Genomic DNA, 19,520 nt, shown 5'->3' with positions numbered 1-19,520 from the left:
CAAAAATGCATAAAAATCCTCCGTTTTTCACTGCTTTAAAACGATAAAATCGGAAGATGCTTACAGTTAGCTATACCCTTTTTACACAGAAATAAACGGCCCTTTAACCGGACCGCCATACAAACGAAGCAATTTAACTATTGTACCACAGTAGAATTCAAGATCACAGCCGCGTGCATATGCCGCCAGGGGAAACGCTTTCGGATTATTCCTACAGAGATTCTGCGCGGGAAATACATTTCTATGTTCAACCTTACGCGTCTGGCCATGTGCGTCTGGGCCATGTGCGTTGGATTGGGGACCGTCCGTCCCGCTGGCAAAACATCTAAAGTGCAGTTTTTTTCTATCGAAAGCGCCGGATTAGAAAGAAAATCCTAAGATTGTGCAGGAATTTACGGTTATGCATACTGAATGTGAAGCAGCACTGGCCCAAAAACTGCATGTTGGCAGGCGTGTTCCCCCGTGACTTTCTCAAGTGGACAAAAAGATGTACCATTTCAGGTTTTTGCCCCATTCCGCCACCCGCACCTCATTAAAGATCGGATCATACGGCAGATTCAAACATCGCTCCGGCCACAGAACGCAACCTCTTCAATTCTTGCAGAGGATTTGCCGCCTTCGCTAACCGAAAGATGGCCCCTTCCCCTCGCAGCCAAGAGGCAGGGGCCTTTTTGACATGATTGATGGAACGAAGCCGGGCTCTTACTGCCCGAAGCCCATACGCGGACGCTGGCGCTCCTTCGTATCCAGGGCCACCGAACGGACGGATGATACCGGAACATAGTGTATCTGATATTCGGTCTTGTACCTGATGAATTTTTCGTCCGCCTTCTCCAATACGCCGTCGCTAAGACAAGAACCGTCCAGAAAATAGATCGTTACTTTTTCGCCCTGCAATGCAGATAACATGTTGTACTCCTCCCTTTCCCTCACAAATGGGTAATGATGGTGTCGATAATGCCGTACTCCAGCGCTTCTTCCGCGGACATGAAGTAATCCCGGTCCATATCCTTCTCCACCTTGGCCTCCGGCTGGCCGGTGCGCTCCGAGGTGATGCGGACGAGCTTCTCCCTTGTCTGCAAAATCCGCTTGGCGGTAATGGCAATATCGCTGGCCTGCCCCTGAGCGCCGCCGTGCGGCTGGTGGATCATGATTTCGCCGTTAGGCAGCGAGCAGCGCTTCCCTTTGGTTCCCGACAGCAGCAGAAAAGCGCCGAATGAAGCCGCAAAGCCCGTACAGATCGTATTCACCTGCGGCTTGATCAATTGCATCGTATCATAAATCCCAAAACCAGCGGAAGTGGAGCCTCCCGGACTGTTGATATACATATGAATATCCTTCTCCGGGTCCTCCGCCGCCAGGAACAGCAGCTGGGCGATGACGCTGTTGGCCAACTGGTCGTCGATTGCCGCACCTACGAATACAATCCGGTCTTTCAGCAGCCTGGAATAAATATCGTATGACCGCTCACCCCGGCTCGTCTGCTCCAGCACATAAGGAATATAGCTCATTTTCCGTTACCTCCATATATTTAGTGGGTCTTATCTAAACCGTAAACGGCTTTAGGCTCTGAAAAGATACGCTAGCAGCCAAGAAAACATCCCATCCACATGCCCACCGGTTCGGACAAAAAAATATTTTTGCACCCCGTATCGTTTAAGCTCCGTTATTCGTTTACACTGGAAGAAAGAGTGACTGACTTAACGATAAGGAGGCGGTCCTATGGCTGCGTCAAAAAGCACAAATACCGGAACCCTTCCGGATCAGGACGGTATTGTTCACCTGCAGGCTGCCCTGAAGCGGTATTGCCTGTCATTAACCGGATCAAGCTGGGATGCCGAAGATCTGGCGCAGGATACATGGCTGAAAGCATTAGAACCTTTAAGAGCCGGGCACAATAATCCGGAAGCATTCCTGCTGCGGATCGCCAAAAATGCGTGGATCGACGCCGGACGGAGAAAAGCCGTGCTGCAGCGGATATTGGAGCAATCTAACGAAGCAAAATATATGGAGCAGGAGAATGGGGAGTTTGAGGCTGAGATGGCCTTTCAGGCATTAATGAAGCATCTGTCTCCCCTGCAGAGGAGTGTATTCCTTATGAGAGACGTGCTGGAGTACACCACGGCGGAGACGGCGGAGCTGCTGGACGCCACAGAAGGCGCCGTCAAAGCGGCGCTGCACCGGGCGCGGCTGGCTATTCCCGCCGTCAGAAAGGAATTGTCGGCAGACGGTCCGATGCTTCCAGGGGAACAGAGCTTCCGCGCCTTCCTGGAACAAATGGCGGCTGCATATAAACAGGGGCAAATCGCGGAGCTTATTGAACTCACAAGACAAGGCGATAAAGAGCCTAGCGCCGTTAGCGCAGTCAGCCTCCAGATGCAGAGCGTCCAACCTTACAGCGTAAATGCAGGTCTGGGAAATCTTGAAATGCGTATGGCGGCATAACGCACTGAGCTAAAATAGCCCCGAACAGCAGCGAAAGAAGCGCCACAGCCGCAAGGCCTGGCGCTTCTTTCTGTTCTTTTTGCAGCATCTGAATTCGCCGCCTGCAATTCACCTCATTCGAGCTTGTTCGGCTTCCCCGCCAGCTTGATGAGTCCGGCTTCCCGCGCTCACTGTGAACCTCCCTGCGCAGCCGCCTTCTTCCCCAGCTTAAACCGTGAAGTAAATTTCCTGGCAAGTCCGGGCAGAATCGCAAACCCGTCTTTTTCAAACAGGGAATTGACCGTAAAGTACAGCGGGAAGATCAGTGCCGACAGCACGAGTCCCCATATGATCAGGGAAAAGAAAGAGTGTATAGGAAGATTGACGCTCTGGATAATCAGTTCAATGGAGACGAACAGCGCAATATTTGCCCCCCATTTTCGCAGCGTGACCCAGGGACTGCGTTCCAGGAGCCTCCGGTTGGAATAAATAATCATATCCAGCGACCGGTAAAGAAGCGCCGCAATTGTGCCCATCAATACGCCGTAGATGCCGAACAATAAGACAAATCCTATGGAACAGACGAGATTGATCACCGACTCCAGAATCGACCTTCCCTGCGTGCTGCGGAAATGACCGGCAATTTCGATTACAGCATCCGCCGGCGTCCGGGCGTTGATCAGCAGCTTGGCCGCGGCGAACAGCAGTGGAAGCAGGTAATCGATGTAATTAATATCTTTGATCCCGACCGTGTACAGATGCATGAACGGCAGAATCAGAATCGTGACCATGCTGATCACCGCAAAGATAAAGCCGATATAATACGTCTCGTACATATTGTACATTTTCATAAACTTCGCTCGATTGTCGAAATAGCTCTGCCCCAGCGCGAATTTCAAGCTGCCGCTAAGCATTTGCACGAGATTGTCCACGAAGTTGAATACCATATTATACAGAACGTAGATACTGACGATTTTCAGATTGGTGAAGACGGTCAGCACTAGAATGTCCGTATTTCTAAAAATCAGGTACGAAAGCTCGTGAACAAGCGCCGAGTTCTTCTGGCTGATCGCCGCATAATCGGGCTTCCGGTTCAAATCGATCCAATTATAGTACTTACGGATATACAGCCGGTACACAACAATTTGCAGCAGCATGACGATAAAATAAACCGCTTGCACCGCGATGATGTCAAAGCCTTGCAGCAGCAGCAGGATACGCACTAGACTGTTGACGATATTGGCAACCATGACAACCGAGGATTCGATATAGCTCTTCCCTTCGGCAATCAGCAGCACTCTAAACTTCCCTTGAAAATAATAATTGACCGCACCGCCCAGTCCGCTGAGCGCAACCACAGCCATTACCGTAAGCGCGTCAAACCCGGATTCAATCACAAACGGATAAACAAAGGCAATCAATACAACTGCGGCAAAATAATAGAGACCTGTCTTCTTGTAATAAATGGAGGTTGCAGCCAAAATGTCATTGATCTTGGAACGGTCGTTCTGCCCGATCGGACGGTACAGGGCCTGGATCGAGGCAGCGCCTACGCCGGCTTCCAGCAGAGACAGATAAGCGATGATCTGCGTAATGGAGGCGACGAGGCCATTGGCTTCCGAACCGTAATTCAGCATAATCAGCCTGGGAATAAAGAAACTGAGCGCAATCGTAACGAGCTGGCTGAGTAAACCGATAGAAACATTAAGAATGCTGCGTTTGGCTATCATATCGTTCCTCCTTTTGACTGACTAACAAGTTGCCGCGTTAACAGAATGATATAATCGCGCTTATGAAATTAATGGTTGCCCGCAGCTTTACGTTACGCCGCCGCATGGCGGAATCTGGAGCGAAGGCCCGCCTTTAGCCGTATAGCCGCCTGACGGCATCCGAGCAGCAGCAGATACAGCTCCGGAGCGATCAGAAACGAACGGATTTGCACATTTACTCTGCCGTGATTTTTCATTTGGTGCTTCATGACAAGTCGCATCTCATCGTTCAAACGGGGATAATGCTTGTCGATGTCCCGCAGCAGCGCACGGATCGAGACATTGCCGGAGTTTCCAAGACAGGTCTTCAGATTGTAAAAATAGTTCTCCAGCATATGACGGGTAAGCAAAGTATCCCGGACATCCTTCAGCTCCGGACGCCCTGTCATATACTCTCCCGCCCGCTTAAAGGCATCCGCATAATCAAATTTTTTGACATTATAGACACTGGAGATGGACGTGCTCCGCTGGAGATAGAAAGACAGCACTTTATCGATAAAGACAACGTCGGCCGCCAGCGCCAAAGCTTTGAACGTATACTCCTGGTCCTCGCCGTTAATACATCCGGCTTCATAAGTAACTCCGCCCTCTTCCAGCATCGCCTTGCTGTAAGCAGCGCTGGCTGTCCAAATCCGCATAGTCCGCTCTACGAGTATCCGTCTCAGCGCATCTGCGCCTGACATTTTCGCCGGAAGGCCGCGAATATCCCGGTAAAAATCAAAGATCTGCTTCCCGTTCTCGTCCACCAGCAGCCATTTCCAGCATACAACATCGGGAGCTCCGTCTTCCACGGCTTTGACAAAAGATTCTATAAGCGCCTTATCCACATGATCGTCGCCGTCCAGGAACATGACGTAATCTCCAAGCGCTTCCTCTACACCCCTGTTTCGGGCGGCGCTGACGCCGCCGTTCTCCGTGCGGATCAGCCGGCAGTTGGCCAGCTTTCCCGCATCGATAAAATCCTGAACCGCCTGTCCGGTTCCGTCCGTGGAGCCGTCATCAACAACAATCGTCTCAAATTCCTTGTTCGTCTGTCCTGCCAGCGACTCAAGCGTATAGCCGATATGCGCCTCGACATTATACGCCGGAATAATTACGCTCAGCTTCAATTGGCTCTCCTCCTCTTGGCGGTTATCCGGTATCCGCTTATTTATTACCGGCCAGAACGGCCGGTTTGAACTTTACGCCGCTATCGCCGCCCACACTGTCCATGAACAGCGCATTCAGCTTGGCGCCGATAATCTCCTCGGAATATTGGCTCTCTACAATGTTCAGCGCCCGGCCGCCCATTTCCGAGCGGATTTCAGGGTCCGACAGCAGCTTGCGCAGCGCGTCGGCCAGCTGGAGCGGGTCGAGATTCTCCGCAAGAAGGCCGTTCTCCCCATCCCGGATCAGCCCCCTGACGCCCATAACATTGAAGGCCACGGCAGGCAATCCGCAGGCGCCCGCTTCCAGAAGGACGAGAGGAAGCCCCTCGTAGCGCGAGGGAAGCACAAACAGCTCGGAGGCATTGTAGTAATGTCTCAATTCATTTTTGTCGCGCACCGACCCAAGCAGGATGATTTTGTCCTCAAGCCCGGCAGCCGATATCCGTTGCCGCAGCTCCTGCTCGTCCGGTCCGCTTCCGGCGATCAGCACCTTCAGATCTGGAAAATCCCCCAGCGTCTTGACCGCCTCGACGAGCAAGGAATGCGCTTTTTGATGCTCGTCCAGCCGTCCGACCGTGATGATATACCGCGAGTTCGCGTCAAGGCCCAGCGCCCGGCGCGCTTCTTCCCGGTCCTCCCGGTGGAAGATGGAGCGGTTGACGAAATTCGGAATGATGCGGATACGGTCCTTCATTTCGGGCAAAGACGACTGCATGCTGCGATGCTCATCCTCGTTAAGCGTCGTCAGATAGGCGGCCTGCCGCAAGGTCCGTCTCTTGATCGGCATCAGGAACCCCGGTATGCTTCCGCCGTGATATGCGGCAATAATGGGGAGACTTAAGTGTTTGGCGACGCCGGCCAGCCGTTCAAACCGTCCGGACGCATATTCCTGAGCGTAGATAACATCGATGCCGTCGCCCTTCAGTATTTGCGCAAGGTCCGGCTGAATGGTGGAGATATACTGGGAGACAAATTTGAAGACAGGAGTCCGCTTAGAGAACGGAATCCGGTCATACAGACGGTATGCAGCGTTGACCGGTATGAACTTCACGGTACAATCGACGACTTTATGCCGATAGGTGCGGGCTTTGCTGCCTGTCTTCGTGAAATTGTAGATCGTCGTTGTAATACCGTGCTCACGCAGCAGACGGGCATAATCGAACGAGAAATCATTATGATAGGATTCGACATACTCCCGCTCGCTAATGCCGAGTCCTTTCACGAAAAAATCCTCGAAGCAGTTGGTATGCATGAAAATTCCGATATGCATCACACGTTCCTCCTCGGTAGATAAGAATACGTTGCCGAACTGCGGCACGGGTACAGCTACATCAGGCTCTGGTTCTTCTCTTTACGGAATGGAAAGATCAGGGTGCTGTACAGCAAGCTGTAAAACGCTTCGCTCGTCGACAAGATCAGGGCGGCCATCTTTAGTTTGGGTCCGACCGGCTTTGCGCTCATGATTACGGAGAGATTCTCCCGCAGGAACTTTTTCACCTTATCGACATCCTGGCTGTGATCGGCTCCGTCTTTTTTCCGAAGCAGAAAGTTGTACAGCTCCATCGCTTCATTGACTACGATATTGACGGCCCAGCCCCAGGTATTCACATCAATTTTGTCCCGGTACTGGCTTCTGACCTTTTCGTATTTCTCATAAGCGCCGGAGAATTTATCCTGCAGCTTTTTTAGATTTTTGCTGCCCGTGATGCTCTCTTTTCTGCTGATGTAATAATATTTGGGCATGTTGACCAATGCGACCTTTGAGGCCTGCATGAACAATTTATAGGTGGTCGGAGTATCCTCGTAATAAGCGCCGACAGGATAGTTAACGCTGCGGAACAGCTCTCTTTTGTAAAGCTTGTCCCAGGCCAGATTCTTGATCCGAACGTCCGTCAGCAGCTCGCTCAATCCCTCCACATGACCCAGCACAGGGGGATAGCCGTCAAAGTTATTAATCTGGGACAGTTCACCGTCCACCACCCAATAATGGCAGCATACGGCGATATCCGCTTCATGCTCGATCATGGCGTTGTACAGCGATTCATACATGTCTTCGGCAATCCAGTCATCCGAATCGACAAATCCGATATATTTGCCCTCAGCGGCATTGATCCCCCAGTTTCTGGCATCGGACAGTCCGCCGTTCGGTTTATGCACAACCTTGACCCTCGTGTCCATGGCCGCGTAGCTGTCGCAAATAGCAGGGCAGTTGTCGGGAGAGCCGTCATCGACTAGAATCAGTTCAAAGTTCTCAAAGCTCTGTGCGAGAATCGAATCCACACATTTATGGATATAATTCTCCACCTTATACACAGGCACTATGATGCTGATTTCCGGTTTCATCGAAGCAGGCACCCCTTTTCGTTAAAAATAAAAAAATCAAGCGGAAAGCTCACGTTCGGCAAATTACGATTCACTTAAACCCAATATATTTATCGCTTGGAAAAAGGTCAATGCACTTTCAGAAAACACGGAAAAAATGGCTCTAACGTAGTAGACGGATGTACGCTTGAAGAGGGGGAGCCGGAATCCAATGTCACCATGGTTATTCTACCGGGGAACGGGGATTTGGCAAGAAGTAAGAAATCGCCCAAAATTTTCATTTCTATTATAAAAAGGGAGGAACCCGGCCATTTTCGGCGGAATTCCTCCCTATAATCATTACTCCGTTGTTGCCCTTTTCAGCTCCTCCACATATGCAAGAGCCAGCTTGGAAAGCACCGCGTCCTTATGGCAGATCCAGCCGACGTTGATGCTCTCGCCGCAGTCCAGCGGAACGGGAATAATCTCATTGCCGTTCAGGTCCGCGCTCAGCACGCCGGTAGAAATCGTATATCCGTTCAGCCCGATGAGGAGATTGAACAGCGTCGCTCTGTCGTTGACCCGTATGCTTTTGGGATGCGAGAGCGTGCTTAAAATTTCCTCGGAGAAGTGAAAGGAGTTATACTCCCCCTGTTCAAAGGACAGATAGGGATATTCATGCAGCTGGTCTATGGTGACGATGGACTGCTTGGCGAGCGGGTTGTGGATGCTGATAAAAATATGCGGCTTCGCCGTAAACAGACTGTTAAACGCTAGTCCCGCGTCTTTCAGCAGCCTGCCCATCACTTTGGCGTTAAATTCGTTCAGATACAGGATGCCGATTTCGCTGCGAAGGGTTTTGACATCCTGGATAATTTCGTAGGTCTTTGTCTCGCGGAGCGCGAATTCATACTCCTCCTGCCCGTACTCCCGCACCAGGTTCACGAAGGCATTCACCGCAAATGCGTAATGCTGGGTCGACACGGAAAAATGCTGCGGCGACGGCTTGGCCCCAAGATACCGGTTCTCCAGCAGTTCGGCCTGCTCGACCACCTGCCGGGCATAGCTTAGGAATTCCGCGCCTTCCTTCGAGAGGGAGATGCCTTTGTTGGTCCGTTCAAAGATCGTGATCCCGATCTCATCTTCCAGATCCCGGATCGCGTTGGACAGGCTGGGCTGGGAAATAAACAGCCGCTTCGCCGCCTCGTTCATCGAACCGCGGCCCGCAACCTCGATCACATATTTCAGTTGTTGTAAAGTCAATGGGCGCGTTCCTCTCTTCTTGGCTTAGGCTCTACTCATCCTTGAGGTTGTCGCAGGTAAAGCCCTGCTCTTTCAGCGTCCGCTTCGCATCGCTGTATTCCGGATTGGCGGCGAAGAAGGCCGCGACCCGTCCGGTCCAGCTTTTTTCCTCGAAGCCCTGGGCTTTCAGCAGTTGGCGCTGGGTTTCGTTAATCTCCCTCAGATAACCGGCCAGATCCGAGTTATAGCTCTCTTCATGCCATACCGCAGGAAGGGGAAGCCGGGGCTGCTTCGGCACCTCCGCTTCGGGATAGCCTACACAGAGCCCGACTATGGGGAATACATATTTCGGCAGCTTAAGCAGATCGATAACACCGCGCGTATTCCGCCGGACTCCGCCGATCGGAATGATGCCCAGGCCGAGAGATTCCGCAGCGACAATCGCGGCTTCCAGCGCAATCCCCACATCGGTCGCGCCGGTCAGCAGCACATCCACATCGCGTTCCGCTTCAAATGAAATATTCTCAATCTCACCGGCCAGCTTGGCGCGGTAAAAGTCCATGCAGAATACAAGAAACACCGGAGCCCCGGCTACATGCTTCTGGTTTCCGCTGAGAACGGACAGCTGCCGTTTGCGCTCCTCGTCCCGTACGGAAATAACCGTCACATGCTGCCCGTTGATCCATGAGGGAGCCGCCTGCGCGGCCCCGATGATCTTCTCCAATACTTCCTGCTCCACATCCCGCTGCGAATACTCCCGGTAGGAGCGGTGATTGGCCAACGTTGAAAGCACTTCGTTCAAATGAATATCCTCCTTATGGTTACTTGCTAAGCCATATTATAACGGATATCCGCGTAAAATAGCCCCATAAAATAGAGTGTTTCCCTGAAACATGCCCGCCAGGCCGAGGCCACGACCCGGCCCTGTCTGCGGCTTGGCGAACCGAATGTTACGTTTTTCTTCTTCAATTTGTTTTTTGTTGCGTGAGTGAAACTTTTGTGAGGATAACTCCCTTGCCTAAAGTCTTAAGCGCCGCAGCGGACCCGCCGTTAAATGAAGAAGATTCCACTTTATACTCAAGCTTGGTGAGCAACTTGCCCTGGCGGTCTATATAACCGAATCTGCTGTCTGCTCCGGATTTTGATTCAACTCCTACCAAAGCGACTCCTTCTTCAAAGTCAAATGCTCTATTATATTGCTGATAAGCAATAATCTGAGTTCCGTTCTTATTGATATAACCGAGTTTTCCTTTTGAATTGTACACGTAAGCCAAGCCCTCGCTAAAATTACCGGCGCCGTAATATTTAAAAGGAATAACCGTCTTTCCATTTTTATTAATATAGCCCCATTTTCCCTTGGCATTTTCAACAGCCGCTAACCCTCCGGAAAAATCGCCTCCTGCTTTAAATTGGAAGGGGATGATCGTTTTACCCGCTGCATCAATGAACCCGTATTTTCCTTTGCCGTTTTGAACAAGGGACACTCCTTCGCTGAATCTGCGCGCATACGTGTATTGGTACGGAATGACCAATTCCCCGGAGGTATTGATAAACCCAAGCTTGCCGCCTTTCAGCGCATAAGCCGCCGCTAAGCCACCGCTGAATGCATAATCCGAATCGTACGTTTGGTTAAAGGTATGAACTATTTTCCCAGAGCGGTCAATAATCGCCTGTTCCGTTGAATCCGGAATGAACACATGAGCAACTTCCTCCGAGAACCTTTCTCCATCCGCATACTTGCAGGGAATTGCCAGCGCGCCTTTGGTGTTGATATATCCCACAAGCTTGGTTTTCGTGTTCATTACCATCGCCCGCTGTTCGGAAAAATCGCTTAACGGTTTGATCCATGCGGGAAGGGTAAAGGCTTCTTGTCCTTTCGCATTGTAGTAGACAAGAGTTCCATCCGATTGTTTGGAGAATAGTAAGCCGTCATGGAACTGCCCGTCGCTTGCAGGCCGGACAGGACTGTAATTTATCGGCGTTTGTGATAACTTGATCTGTGCTGCGGATGACGCTGCGAAGCAGATTCCCGACAAAAGGATTGTTATACATCCAATCAGTAACGCTAATCCAATTTTCTTCATTATTTTTACACGCTCCTTTTCGTCTTTAGGGCACAAAATATATCCTATTATGAAAAATAAATCCATGAATTTAGACATTCAAATGATGAATAAGTTTCGCGCCAACAAGAAACGAATGCCGACTTTAAAAAGACGACGCAGCCAGTTCCCCTGCGGCACTCAGCAAAAACAGTCCGCCGTGGCCGCAGCGCCGCCGTAGATTAAAAAACAAAGCAGCGATTCTCCAATGACCCGAGAATTGCTGCTTTGCTGCCTTTTTACGGCTTTAAAAATGAGAAGGGCTATTTCATTCGTAGAAGAATCTACTTATGAAACAGCCCTACCGGAACTTCCGCTCGTCACTGTCCTCTTTGCTTCAGTGGACTTCCTCGTTTTGGTACAGGGCGGAAATCTCCTGGAATTTACGCTGGCAGCCAAGAAATATCCGAACGATATCCGGATCGAAATGCTTTCCCGCGTTCCCCTCGATTATCTCAACCGCCTGTTCATGGGACATGGCTTCCTTGTACACCCTTTTGCTTGTAAGCGCGTCATACACGTCGGCGACAGCCATCAGCCTTGCCGAGAGCGGAATCCGCTCCCCCGCGAGTCCTTCCGGATAGCCCGTACCGTCCCATTTTTCATGATGGGAATAGACGATTTCCTTCGCGTACCGGAAAAATGTCTCTTTCTTGTTCATCAGCTGCTCTGCCCGCAAAATCGCTTCTTTACCCAAAGTTGTGTGGGTCTTCATGATTTCGAACTCTTCCCGGGTCAGGCTCCCTGGCTTAAGCAGAATATGATCCGGTATGCCCACCTTCCCGATGTCATGAAGCGGAGCCGAGGTGACGATCAGGTCAACCGTCTCCCGGTTTAAGATCCCGCTGTATTGGGGAGTCCGGGCGAGGTGAGTGGCCAGTTCTTCTATATACAGCTTCGTTCGCTGGATATGGTTTCCGGTGTCAACATCCCTAATCTCAGCAAGGGCAGCCATCGACATGATGGTCACCTCCTGCACGAGAGAAATTTCCTTGATCCGCCTAGATATCTCCTTTTCAAGAAAATGGTTCTTGTCTTTGAGGAAATCATTGGACTGCTTGAGAGTCAAATGCGTCTTCACCCGCGACAGCAGAACTGGAGCGCTGATCGGTTTCGTAATATAGTCTACCGCCCCCAGCTCGAAGCCTTTGTTCTCATCCTCCGCTTCTTCTTTGGCGGTTAGAAAGATGACCGGAATATCCTCCAGTTCCTTATCCATTTTCAATTGCCGGCATGTTTCATAACCGTCCATAACCGGCATCATGATATCCAGCAGAATTAAATCTGGCGGTGCGGACTTGGCTACCGCGAGCGCTTTTTCGCCGTTCGTGGCGATTTTTACTCTATACCATTCTTTCAGGAGGCCGCTAAGTAAAGCAATGTTATCAGGTGTATCATCCACTACTAATACAACGGGTCTCAGGTCAAGCATTTTCATCACCCTCAATATACTGATTGCTGCTCCTTGCCACCCTTTCAATCCGGTCAATCGCGTCTTCAAAATCGAATATCCCGATCGATCGTTCCATCTCGCGCCAGTCTTCCGGCTCCATCCATGCCTTTAATTGATTCTTCACCGCATTGAAATAGTCTACCGCCTCGCTGTCGCTATCCTTCAGCAGACCCAGCAACCGGCCTATCTCCTGCTTTACCGGCCGGCGAGGAGGCGTATTTCCTTCTGCTTCGGCCATGGAACTGGGAATTCCCCCTAATACGGAACGGATTTCTTCGGATATGCCAAGGACGGCAGTCTCAAGTCTCTCAATAAGCGGCATCATCTCCTTCCCGACAGGCCCTGCGGACAGCAATGCGCTGATTTCGCCCGATAAGGTCTCTACCTCCACAGCGCCGATATTGCCGGATACCCCTTTTAAGTTATGAACAAGCCTATGCGCTTCACCGAAATCCCGCCCGTCTACGGCCTCTTTGATCTGCCTTACGGTATTGCCGTGATTGTCCGCATATTTCCGCAGCAGACTAATATATAAAACCTCGTTGTTTCCGGTACGCTTGTGACTGTTAACCGTATCGATTCCACCAATCTGCGGTAAGGACGGCGCCGCGATATTTTCCTCTTGCCCGGCCCCTCCGCCGACCGCCTGTGAAAGCTTGCTTCTCACATCGTTTGGAGTCCATTTGTCGATGATGCTGAACAGAATATCGGGGTCGATCGGCTTGGATACATGATCGTTCATGCCGGCCGCCAGACATTTCTCTCTTTCTTCCGGCATCGTGCGGGCCGTCATGGCGATGATCGGCAGCTCCGAACCCTTCTCCCGAATTCTTCGCGCGGCTTCGAAACCGTCCATTACCGGCATTTGCATATCCATCAGCACCAGTTGGAAATATGGTTCCGGCCGTTCCCTGATCATCCGGACAGCCTCCGCTCCGTTTGAAGCGATCTCCGTCTCAACTCCCTGGCTTTTCAGCAGCTCAACGGCGATTTGCTGATTGATCTCATTATCCTCGGCCAGCAGAACCCTTAGACCCGCAAGCTTATAATCCTTCTCATTCACACTTGAGGGCACAGGCAGTTCCCCGCTGTGCGGCGCGAACAAGTTGATAATGGTGTCGTAAAGCAGGGACTGATTAACGGGCTTGACCAGCACATCGTCCAAATCCGCGGCATCGGCCTGTTTTAAATAAACGTCCTTCCCAAAAGCCGTAACGAGAATAACCGCAGGAATGGATTTAAGGGTGGCGTGTTTTTTTATCCTTCTAGCGGTATCAAGCCCATATTCGCCTTCAATCTCCCAATCCAAAAATACGAGATCAAAAGGTTCATTCTCATCCGCTGCTTCAAGAGCAAGAATCGCTTCTTCTCCGGACGATACGGCGGACGCGTTGCAATTGAAATCCTGCAGATTTTTAACCAGAAGCTCCCTTGCGGCCTGATTATCGTCAACGACAAGCATCCGAAGCGATCTCATCTCCTTGGGCATCTCTCGGGCTGAGGAACGGTTTGCCTTGCTGACACCGAACCATGCTGTAAACGCAAAGGTGCTCCCCTCGCCCGCCTTGCTCTCCGCCCACAGGTTTCCTCCCATCATCTCGACCAGCTTGCGGCTGATAGCCAGTCCGAGACCGGTCCCACCGAATTTGCGTGTGGTGGAACTGTCCGCCTGCGTGAACGCCTGAAAGAGTCTTGCTTCCGCTTCTTTACTAAGGCCGATCCCTGTATCCCGCACGCTGAATTTCAGCTTAACCCGGTGGTGTACACGGTGGACCTGCTCGACCCGGACAACAACTTCGCCCTTCTCTGTAAATTTCACCGCATTGCTTACCAGATTGGTCAGAACCTGCTGAAGGCGAAGCGGATCGCCGGTCAGATGCACCGGGACATCGGCCGGTGTGTAATACATCAGCTCCAGGCCTTTGTCAGATGCGGACTGGCTCGACATGGCAACGGCGTCCGTCATAACTTCCGGGAGTCCAAATTCCGCAACCTCCAGTTCAAGCTTTCCGGATTCCACCTTGGAGAAATCAAGAATCTCGTTAACAATGCCAAGCAAAGAGGTTCCGGCATTATGTATTTTGGACAGATAGTCTCTCTGCTTCGGACTGAGTTCGGTCTTGAGCGCCAGATGGGCCAGTCCGATAATGGCATTCATCGGGGTGCGAATTTCATGGCTCATATTGGCAAGAAACTCGGATTTGGCGGCTGTCGCCTCTTCAGCCATGTACAGAGCTTGAGTAAGCTCGCTTTCCTTTTGCTTGAGTTCGGTAATGTCCTCGGAAACGCTCAGAAGAAAGAGGGCATTGCCATCGGCATCCATAATGGGCAGCTTGGAGGTCTGGACATAGCGGAGCGTGCCCCGCTCGCTGTCACCCGGTAAAATTTCAATCTCGCTTACGGTATGTCCGCTTTCCAAGGCTTTTCGGTCCGAAGCGCTCTGCTTCCTGGCTACCTCCGGGGGGAACAGGTCGGCATTGCTCAAACCATTTATTTCCTCGGGGGAACGTTCAAGGAAATCGGCACAGGCCTGATTCGCTTTATAGATCTTCAAGTCTTCCGCATCTTTAACATAGACCATCACAGGGATATGATTAATGATAACATCCAGAAAATTACGGCTCTCCAGCAGCTCCTTTTCCTTAATCTTCAGATCGGTGATATCCATCATGATGCCTAAATACCCGCCCTCGGTGCCATCTGACAAATGATAGGCCGACAAGGAATAAAGAATATCATGCTCTTTGCCGTCGGCAAGATGCCTTTTAAGCTGCCTTTGAGCGGGTTTGCCGTTTCGGGTCACTTCTTTCCTCATATCGTCCATCTCTTCATAGCTTGTCCGGGGCAAATGCGCTAAATCTTTTGTATGCAGACCGGTCAGTTCCAGCCGCTTCACGTTGAACGCCTGCTCGTAGGCGGCATTGCAGCCAAGGAAATAACCCTCAACATCCAGATAAAATAACGGATGGGGCAATGTGTCGATAAGTTGGGACGTGAAGTGTAGCTGGTCCAAAAGCTCTTTTTTTATACGCTTATACTCGGAGACATTCTCTTTGATGCCTACATAGTGAGTGATCTTCTGGTTGTCATCCTTGATTGAAGAGATGACGACGGCTTCCGAGTACTTCTCGCCGTTCTTTTTCTTGTTGATAAATTCCCCCTGCCAATTGTCGCCCTTGCTGATTGTCCTCCACATCTCCCAATAGGTTTCCGGCGCCGTTTCCTCCGACTTAAGAATACTTGGCGTTTGACCGACCGCCTCTTCCATGCTGTAGCCGGTTATCTCCGTAAAATAAGGATTGATGTATTCAATCCGGCTGTGCGTATCGGTTATGATGATGGAGAGCGGCGATTGCTCGATGACATTCAGATACAGGCGCAATTTCTCATTGTACTTCTGTTCGGTCTCCAGCATCTTTTTGGCGTCTCTGACCTGTTTTACATACAGGCGCACAATAAAATAAGCCATTATGATAAGCACTACGTAAACAATACTATGTATGGAAGCCACGCACGGTATACCTCCCTTCAGAGCCATCTTGATGTAGGCAGACTCTCTCTAATCTTTCTTCGACATAATCCAACAAAAAAATTAGACCAACCGCCAAATGGATGCGCTTACACAAAATATAAATACCTGCCGAAAAAAGCAAATGGCCGCCCAGTGCCTTCATCAGGCAGCCTGGCGGCCAAATCATATAAACCCAATATTATTTTACCGTCGCGTTATACTGCTTCAGCTTGTCGGTGATCTGCGCCGCAGCATCCTCAAGCGCCTTCTTCGGCTCCTTCTGCCCGTTCAGCGCCTCCTCGATTGCGCCTTCTACGATCTGGCGCGCTTCCGGGAAAATCCCCATTACCGCTCCTGATGTGGCATTCGAGGCGCTTGAAGCATGAAGCTGATCAACGGCTGTCTGGAACTGCGGGAATTTGACCATGTTGTCTTTCAAGACCTGTTGATCGTATGCGGCCTTCGTAATCGGGAAGTAGCCGGTGCTTACGCTCCATTCCGCCTGAACTTCCGGGGAAGCCACGTACTTGATTAATTCCCAAGCTGCTTTCTGCTCCTCCTCCGGCTTGTTGTTCATAATGTACAGACTGGCTCCGCCGACAACAACGCCGCCTTCTTTGACGCTTTCCGGTCTCGGCAGAAAGCCGGTTCCCACCTCGAACTTGCCTCCTACCGCATCCACGATCTTCCGCAGGGAAGCGGTCGAATCCAAGGTCATCGCTACCTGTCCGGCGGCAAATGCGCTGTCCGTATCGTCCGTATCGCGTCCAAGATTGGCAACGGCTTTTTCATCCACCATCTTTTTCCACCATTCCAGTGTCTTCACACCGGCGTCCGAAGCAAGCAGCGATTCCGTCGCCGCCTGATCGCGGCCATTGCCACCGTTCACATACTCGGCATTCTGATTGGCGAACAGCTGCTCCATGAACCATCCGTAAATCGCGATCGCGGCCCCCGGCTTGCCGTTCTTGCTGAGCGCTTTGGCTGCCGCCTCATATTCCTCAAAGGTCTTGGGCGGATTCTCGGGATCGAGTCCGGCCGCTTTGAAGGCGTCCTTGTTGTAGTACAGGATTGGATTGGACGTATTGAACGGCATCGCATTCAGCTGTCCGCCAATCGTATAGTAACGGATAATGTTCGGTTCCAGGGAAGACAAGTCAAATTTATCCTCGTCGATAAACTTTTGTACAGGAGTAATCATCTTGGAGTCGATCATAAATTTGCTGCCAATCTCATACACCTGAATCAAATCCGGGCCGCTGTTCGACCCGAGAGACGCCTTCAGCTTGTTCAGGCTCTCGTCGTACTTGCCCTGGTAAACCGCTTCAACCTGAATGCCTTGATGGCTTGCGTTAAAGTCAGTTACAATCTTGTTGATTGCTTTCTCGCCGGTGCCGGACATGGAGTGCCACCAGGTGATTTTTACCGGTGCCGCTGCGGCGTTAGCCGAACCTTTATCACTGCTGGTCTCGTTGTTAGACGATGTATTGGTTGCTTCAGTATTCGCGCTTGTGTTCCCTCCGCAGCCTGCCAAAACCACCATAAACATGGCGAGCACTAGAATCATGCCCCGTCTGAAACGCAGTCTTCTAAAGCCAAACCTTTTCATTGTCTTAACCTCTCCTTTTTTGAAGTTATCCCTCTTTGTGAATCTATGGATCATCTGCATCAAGCAGCTGATTTCTTGCATTGGCCCGTATCTTCTAGCCCTTCAGCGCTCCCGCCGACATGCCCCGCACCAGCTGCTTCAGCCCGAATACAAGCAGCAGCAGTGAAGGCAAAATAACGAGCGTAATTCCGGCAAACACCAGATTCCACGAGGTCGATTCTTGAAATTCCAGCATGGAAATGCCGATCTGCACCGTCCGCATCATTTCACTGTTCGTAATCAGCAGCGGCCACAAATAGGAGTTATACGTATTTAAAAAGGAATAGACGGCCAAAGTGCCGATCGCAGGCCGGGACAACGGCAGCACATGCAGCAGAAAATAGCGGATATGCCCGCAGCCGTCCATCCTCGCCGCTTCGAACAGCTCCTTCGGCAGCTGGAGGAAGAACTGGCGCAGCAGGAAGGTGCCGAACGCCGTCGCCAGAAAGGGAACCGTCAGGCCCTGATAGGTATCGAGCCAGTTCAGGCTGCGGACCGTCAAATAATTCGGGATCATCGTGACTTCCCAGGGCACCATCATCGAAGCCACAAACAAGCTGAAAATAAAGCCCTTGCCCTTGAAGTCCATTTTGGCAAATGCGTAGGCCGCAAGGCTTGCCGTAATGAGTTGGCCGATCATAACAATGCCAGATACAAGAAACGTATTTCCGATGAAGGCCGCGATCGGCACGATTCCGAACACGTCGATGAAATTTGCCGGATTGAACGAATGCGGAACAATGGACGGCGGAAAGGCGCTCGCTTCCTCCGGCTTCATCACGGACAAAAAGAAGCTGTACACGACCGGATACAGCGCAAATATGGCAGCCGCGATAAGGATGAGATAGACGGCGGCTTGTCTAGCAACATGCTTTTTCATTGATAATGCACCTTCTTTTCCACCCATTTGAACTGAACAAGGGTAAGGAGCATGATGACCACGAACAGCAACAACGCCTGCGCGCTGCCGGTTCCGAATCGGAAATTCACAAAGGCCTCCCGGTAAATGGAGTAGACGAACACATTGGTGCTGTCCATCGGACCGCCCTGGGTCAAAATATTAATCTGTCCGAACGATTGAAAGGCGCCGATGATCGATACGACCATAACGAAGAACAGCGTCGGAGACAGAAGCGGAATCGTAATTTGGCGGAACATCGCCACCGGGCCCGCACCATCGATCTTGGCGCTCTCGTACATGTCATCGGGAATACCCTGCATTCCGCTGGAAATGACAATGTAATTAAAACCAAGATTCATCCAGACGGTCATGAGCGAGATGGAGAAGAGCGCCCACTTCGGACTGGTCAGCCAAGGAACCGGTGCAAGACCGGCCATTTCCAGTCCGTAATTCAGCATGCCAAGCGACGGATGAAACAGAAACTTCCAAATGACCGCCGCGGAGCCGACGGAAAGCACCATCGGAAGCGAAAATGCAAATTGAAACAGCCGCTTCCCCCTTAGAAGATTATGAGTAAGCGCCGCAAGCACAAGAGCGAGCAGCATCCCTGCCGGAACCGTGAGGAGCGCGAACAGCGCGGTAACGCGAATGCCATCCAAGAACAGGCCGGAGGAAAACAATGCCGTGAAATTCTGGAGTCCGACAAATGAGGCCACTCTTCCAGCCGGGTCCGTGCTGTACAGACTAAGGTACACCGACCGCAGCAGCGGATAGAACATAAACACCCCGAACAGCAGCAGCGAAGGCGCGAGAAAAGCATACGCAAGCATATTTTCCCGTACTTTCAGCCTCTTTAACGAAACTGTACGCAGCCTTCTTCCCGCTGAAGTTCTGCTTGTTCCGGCAGGAAGGCTCCAACGATTATCAAGCTCGCTCATGGCGAATGCCTCCTTTTTGTTGAAATCTGCTCTTGTACAATCCTCTGCAAGTGTAAGACTTGAATGTAAAACGAAAACGCCGG

The 19,520-nt window shown here is 51.2% G+C and carries 15 protein-coding genes; 1 reads left to right on the top strand and 14 read right to left on the bottom strand.

What is annotated here, in order from left to right; translation table 11 throughout:
* Positions 1–702: 702 nt before the first annotated feature.
* Complete coding sequence (locus VK70_RS06205) at positions 703–909, bottom strand: hypothetical protein (protein ID WP_025695179.1); 207 nt, start codon at positions 907–909, stop codon at positions 703–705.
* Positions 910–929: 20 nt separating this feature from the next.
* A complete protein-coding gene (clpP, locus tag VK70_RS06200) occupies positions 930–1,511 on the bottom strand; it encodes an ATP-dependent Clp endopeptidase proteolytic subunit ClpP (RefSeq protein WP_025693204.1) in 582 nt (193 codons plus the stop codon).
* A gap of 211 nt (positions 1,512–1,722) precedes the next feature.
* Here clpP and VK70_RS06195 point away from each other — a divergent pair, with 211 nt between their 5' ends.
* Positions 1,723–2,445, top strand: a complete 723-nt coding sequence (locus VK70_RS06195; protein ID WP_025695180.1) for an RNA polymerase sigma factor — start codon at positions 1,723–1,725, stop codon at positions 2,443–2,445.
* A 167-nt stretch (positions 2,446–2,612) separates the two neighbouring features.
* Here the strand turns inward: VK70_RS06195 and VK70_RS06190 are convergent, their stop codons facing one another.
* From VK70_RS06190 to VK70_RS06135, 12 genes are all read right to left on the bottom strand, one after another.
* The gene (locus VK70_RS06190) at positions 2,613–4,154 is read right to left on the bottom strand and encodes a lipopolysaccharide biosynthesis protein (RefSeq protein ID WP_025695181.1); all 1,542 of its coding nucleotides are present in this window, start codon (positions 4,152–4,154) and stop codon (positions 2,613–2,615) included.
* Positions 4,155–4,246: 92 nt separating this feature from the next.
* Positions 4,247–5,302, bottom strand: a complete 1,056-nt coding sequence (locus VK70_RS06185) for a glycosyltransferase family 2 protein (RefSeq protein ID WP_025695182.1) — start codon at positions 5,300–5,302, stop codon at positions 4,247–4,249.
* Positions 5,303–5,339: 37 nt separating this feature from the next.
* Positions 5,340–6,611, bottom strand: coding sequence for a glycosyltransferase family 4 protein (locus VK70_RS06180; protein ID WP_025695183.1), 1,272 nt, complete (start codon positions 6,609–6,611; stop codon positions 5,340–5,342).
* Between the two features lie 56 nt (positions 6,612–6,667).
* Positions 6,668–7,684 carry a glycosyltransferase family 2 protein gene (locus VK70_RS06175; RefSeq protein WP_025695184.1) on the bottom strand — a complete coding sequence of 339 codons (1,017 nt, stop codon included), beginning with the start codon at positions 7,682–7,684 and terminating at the stop codon, positions 6,668–6,670.
* A 318-nt stretch (positions 7,685–8,002) separates the two neighbouring features.
* Complete coding sequence (locus VK70_RS06170; RefSeq protein WP_025695185.1) at positions 8,003–8,905, bottom strand: LysR family transcriptional regulator; 903 nt, start codon at positions 8,903–8,905, stop codon at positions 8,003–8,005.
* A gap of 31 nt (positions 8,906–8,936) precedes the next feature.
* Entirely contained in the window at positions 8,937–9,677 is a 741-nt protein-coding gene (locus tag VK70_RS06165; protein ID WP_233277832.1) for an NADPH-dependent oxidoreductase, read from the bottom strand.
* 172 nt (positions 9,678–9,849) lie between these two features.
* Positions 9,850–10,968 (bottom strand): WG repeat-containing protein, encoded by a 1,119-nt coding sequence (locus VK70_RS06160; protein WP_233277773.1) that lies wholly within the window; start codon positions 10,966–10,968, stop codon positions 9,850–9,852.
* A gap of 355 nt (positions 10,969–11,323) precedes the next feature.
* Positions 11,324–12,418 (bottom strand): response regulator, encoded by a 1,095-nt coding sequence (locus tag VK70_RS06155; protein WP_201778748.1) that lies wholly within the window; start codon positions 12,416–12,418, stop codon positions 11,324–11,326.
* Entirely contained in the window at positions 12,411–15,950 is a 3,540-nt protein-coding gene (locus VK70_RS26335) for a response regulator (RefSeq protein ID WP_025695189.1), read from the bottom strand. Before VK70_RS26335 ends, VK70_RS06155 begins: the two co-directional genes overlap by 8 nt.
* Before the next feature lie 199 nt (positions 15,951–16,149).
* Complete coding sequence (locus tag VK70_RS06145) at positions 16,150–17,517, bottom strand: ABC transporter substrate-binding protein (protein WP_144415325.1); 1,368 nt, start codon at positions 17,515–17,517, stop codon at positions 16,150–16,152.
* Between the two features lie 136 nt (positions 17,518–17,653).
* A complete protein-coding gene (locus tag VK70_RS06140; RefSeq protein ID WP_025695191.1) occupies positions 17,654–18,478 on the bottom strand; it encodes a carbohydrate ABC transporter permease in 825 nt (274 codons plus the stop codon).
* Entirely contained in the window at positions 18,475–19,437 is a 963-nt protein-coding gene (locus VK70_RS06135; protein ID WP_025695192.1) for a carbohydrate ABC transporter permease, read from the bottom strand. Before VK70_RS06135 ends, VK70_RS06140 begins: the two co-directional genes overlap by 4 nt.
* Positions 19,438–19,520: the final 83 nt, after the last annotated feature.

Source organism: Paenibacillus durus ATCC 35681 (assembly GCF_000993825.1).
GTDB lineage: Bacteria > Bacillota > Bacilli > Paenibacillales > Paenibacillaceae > Paenibacillus_AQ > Paenibacillus_AQ durus_B.
Note: the sequence above shows the minus strand (reverse complement) of the source record. Positions and strands in the feature narration are given on the sequence as shown.

Excerpts from the sequence above, each read along its gene's own strand:
- VK70_RS06205 (WP_025695179.1), bottom strand. The coding sequence starts at position 909 with ATGTTATCTGCATTGCAGGGCGAAAAAGTAACGATCTATTTTCTGGAC.
- clpP (WP_025693204.1), bottom strand. The coding sequence starts at position 1,511 with ATGAGCTATATTCCTTATGTGCTGGAGCAGACGAGCCGGGGTGAGCGG.
- VK70_RS06195 (WP_025695180.1), top strand. The coding sequence starts at position 1,723 with ATGGCTGCGTCAAAAAGCACAAATACCGGAACCCTTCCGGATCAGGAC.
- VK70_RS06190 (WP_025695181.1), bottom strand. The coding sequence starts at position 4,154 with ATGATAGCCAAACGCAGCATTCTTAATGTTTCTATCGGTTTACTCAGC.
- VK70_RS06180 (WP_025695183.1), bottom strand. The coding sequence starts at position 6,611 with ATGCATATCGGAATTTTCATGCATACCAACTGCTTCGAGGATTTTTTC.
- VK70_RS06175 (WP_025695184.1), bottom strand. The coding sequence starts at position 7,684 with ATGAAACCGGAAATCAGCATCATAGTGCCTGTGTATAAGGTGGAGAAT.
- VK70_RS06160 (WP_233277773.1), bottom strand. The coding sequence starts at position 10,968 with ATGAAGAAAATTGGATTAGCGTTACTGATTGGATGTATAACAATCCTT.
- VK70_RS06155 (WP_201778748.1), bottom strand. The coding sequence starts at position 12,418 with ATGCTTGACCTGAGACCCGTTGTATTAGTAGTGGATGATACACCTGAT.
- VK70_RS06145 (WP_144415325.1), bottom strand. The coding sequence starts at position 17,517 with ATGATTCTAGTGCTCGCCATGTTTATGGTGGTTTTGGCAGGCTGCGGA.
- VK70_RS06140 (WP_025695191.1), bottom strand. The coding sequence starts at position 18,478 with ATGAAAAAGCATGTTGCTAGACAAGCCGCCGTCTATCTCATCCTTATC.
- VK70_RS06135 (WP_025695192.1), bottom strand. The coding sequence starts at position 19,437 with ATGAGCGAGCTTGATAATCGTTGGAGCCTTCCTGCCGGAACAAGCAGA.